Genomic DNA, 3,098 nt, shown 5'->3' with positions numbered 1-3,098 from the left:
GATTGGTACAATAAGCAAAATAAGGGCGTATGGGGGATGCCTTGGCTCTCAGAGGCGATGAAAGGCGTGATAAGCTGCGAAAAGTTACGGGGATCGGCACACACGAATTGATCCGTAAATACCTGAATGGGGCAACCCACTATGTTGAAGACATAGTACACCGATAGGTGGGCAAACCCGCTGAACTGAAACATCTAAGTAGGCGGAGGAGAAGAAAACAAAAGTGATTCCGTAAGTAGTGGCGAGCGAACGCGGATTAGCCCAAACCAATGTTGTTACGGCAATGTTGGGGTTGTAGGACCACGATATTTTATGTACAAGGAACCGGAAGTTACTGGAAAGTGACGCCATAGAGGGTGATAGCCCCGTATGGGTAACGAGTATAATAGATAGTGGTATCCTGAGTAGGGCGGGGCACGTGAAACCCTGTCTGAATTTGGCGGGACCATCCGCTAAGGCTAAATACTCCTGAGAGACCGATAGTGAACCAGTACCGTGAGGGAAAGGTGAAAAGAACCGTGAATAACGGAGTGAAATAGATCCTGAAACCATACGCTTACAAGCGGTCGGAGCCCTTTCGTGGGGTGACGGCGTGCCTTTTGCATAATGAGCCTACGAGTTAACGTTGCTGGCAAGGTTAAGTGGTTAAGCCACGGATCCGTAGCGAAAGCGAGTCTGAATAGGGCGCTTTAGTCAGTAGTGTTAGACGCGAAACCGTGTGATCTACCCATGGGCAGGATGAAGCTGTGGTAACACACAGTGGAGGTCCGAACCGGTTGACGTTGAAAAGTCTTCGGATGACCTGTGGGTAGGGGTGAAAGGCCAATCAAACTCGGAAATAGCTCGTACTCCCCGAAATGCATTTAGGTGCAGCGCTGAATTTAAGTTATATAGAGGTAGAGCTACTGATTGGATGCGGGGGCTTCACCGCCTACCAATTCCTGACAAACTCCGAATGCTATATAATGTTTCTCAGCAGTGAGGGCTTGGGTGCTAAGGTCCAAGTCCGAGAGGGAAAGAACCCAGACCATCAGCTAAGGTCCCCAAATATACGCTAAGTTGAAAGAACGAGGTTTGTCTGCCCAGACAGCTAGGATGTTGGCTTGGAAGCAGCCATTCATTTAAAGAGTGCGTAACAGCTCACTAGTCGAGCGGACGAGCATGGATAATAATCGGGCATAAGCGTATTACCGAAGCTATGGATTTACAGTTTACTGTAAGTGGTAGGGGAGCATTCCAGCAGGGTTGAAGGTGTATCGTAAGGTATGCTGGACTGGCTGGAAAAGAAAATGTAGGCATAAGTAACGATAATGCGGGCGAGAAACCCGCACACCGAAAAACTAAGGTTTCCACAGCTATGCTAATCAGCTGTGGGTTAGTCTGGTCCTAAGGCGAACCCGAAAGGGACAGTCGATGGCTAACGGGTTAATATTCCCGTACTACTAATTACTGTGATGGGGTGACGGAGTGATGAAAGCGCCGCGAACTGACGGAATAGTTCGTTGAAGTACCTACCTATAAGATCTGCAGGCAAATCCACAGATCTTGGGGAAATACGATAGTACTCGGAGTCTTCGGACAAAGAGATAGTGCGCCTAAGGGCTTCCAAGAAAAACCTCTAAACTTCAGGTAATTAGTACCAGTACCGTAAACCGACACAGGTAGTTGAGGAGAGAATCCTAAGGTGCTCGAGAGATTCATGGCTAAGGAATTAGGCAAAATAGACCTGTAACTTCGGGAGAAAGGTCGCCAGCGCAAGCTGGCCGCAGTGAAGAGGTCCAGGCGACTGTTTATCAAAAACACAGGGCTCTGCAAAATCGTAAGATGAAGTATAGGGCCTGACACCTGCCCGGTGCTGGAAGGTTAAGAGGAGATGTTATCTTCGGAGAAGCATTGAATTGAAGCCCCAGTAAACGGCGGCCGTAACTATAACGGTCCTAAGGTAGCGAAATTCCTTGTCGGGTAAGTTCCGACCTGCACGAATGGTGTAACGATCTGGACACTGTCTCAGCCATGAGCTCGGTGAAATTGTAGTAACGGTGAAGATGCCGTTTACCCGCAGTGGGACGAAAAGACCCTGTGCACCTTTACTATAGCTTAGTATTGACCTTGGATAAATGATGTGTAGGATAGGTTGGAGACTGTGAAGTGGCGTCGCCAGGCGTTGTGGAGTCATTGTTGAAATACAACCCTTTGTTTATCTGAGGCCTAACCCCATATTGTGGGGGACATTGCTTGGTGGGTAGTTTGACTGGGGTGGTCGCCTCCAAAAGAGTAACGGAGGCTTCTAAAGGTTCCCTCAGTACGCTTGGTAACCGTGCGTAGAGTGCAATGGCATAAGGGAGCTTGACTGAGAGACATACAGGTCGATCAGGTACGAAAGTAGAGCATAGTGATCCGGTGGTTCCGCATGGAAGGGCCATCGCTCAAAGGATAAAAGGTACGCCGGGGATAACAGGCTGATCTCCCCCAAGAGCTCATATCGACGGGGGGGTTTGGCACCTCGATGTCGGCTCGTCACATCCTGGGGCTGGAGAAGGTCCCAAGGGTTGGGCTGTTCGCCCATTAAAGTGGCACGCGAGCTGGGTTCAGAACGTCGTGAGACAGTTCGGTCTCTATCTACTGTGGGCGTTAGAAATTTGAGTGGATCTGATTCTAGTACGAGAGGACCGAATTGGACAAACCTCTAGTGTATCTGTTGTCCCGCCAGGGGCACCGCAGAGTAGCTACGTTTGGAAGGGATAAGCGCTGAAAGCATATAAGCGCGAAACCCACCACAAGATGAGATTTCTTTTAAGGATCGTGGAAGATGACCACGTTGATAGGCTATAGATGTAAAGGCAGTAATGTCATAGTCGAGTAGTACTAATAATCCGTAAGCTTATGTACACCCTTTTCTCCCCGATGCAAATCGGGGAGAAGAAACTTTCTAAATCAATACTTTTTCTTTATCTCAGTATGTTAAGATATTCTGTAATGTTGTTCCGATAAATCGGAATACCCATTGCAAAACGACCTTAAGGTGGTTATTGCGGCGGGGCTCACCTCTTCCCATCCCGAACAGAGTAGTTAAGCCCGCCTGCGCAGATGGTACTGCA

Annotated in this window: 2 rRNA genes; both read left to right on the top strand. The window is 48.7% G+C overall.

The window, feature by feature from the left end:
• Positions 1-8 precede the first annotated feature (8 nt).
• Positions 9-2,889 (top strand): 23S ribosomal RNA (locus IRZ99_RS21070).
• A 129-nt stretch (positions 2,890-3,018) separates the two neighbouring features.
• A 5S ribosomal RNA gene (gene rrf / locus IRZ99_RS21065) occupies positions 3,019-3,098 on the top strand; the annotation flags it as partial.

This window comes from Flavobacterium sp. LC2016-12, from assembly GCF_015351595.1.
In the GTDB taxonomy this organism is placed as follows: domain Bacteria; phylum Bacteroidota; class Bacteroidia; order Flavobacteriales; family Flavobacteriaceae; genus Flavobacterium.
Note: the sequence above shows the minus strand (reverse complement) of the source record. Positions and strands in the feature narration are given on the sequence as shown.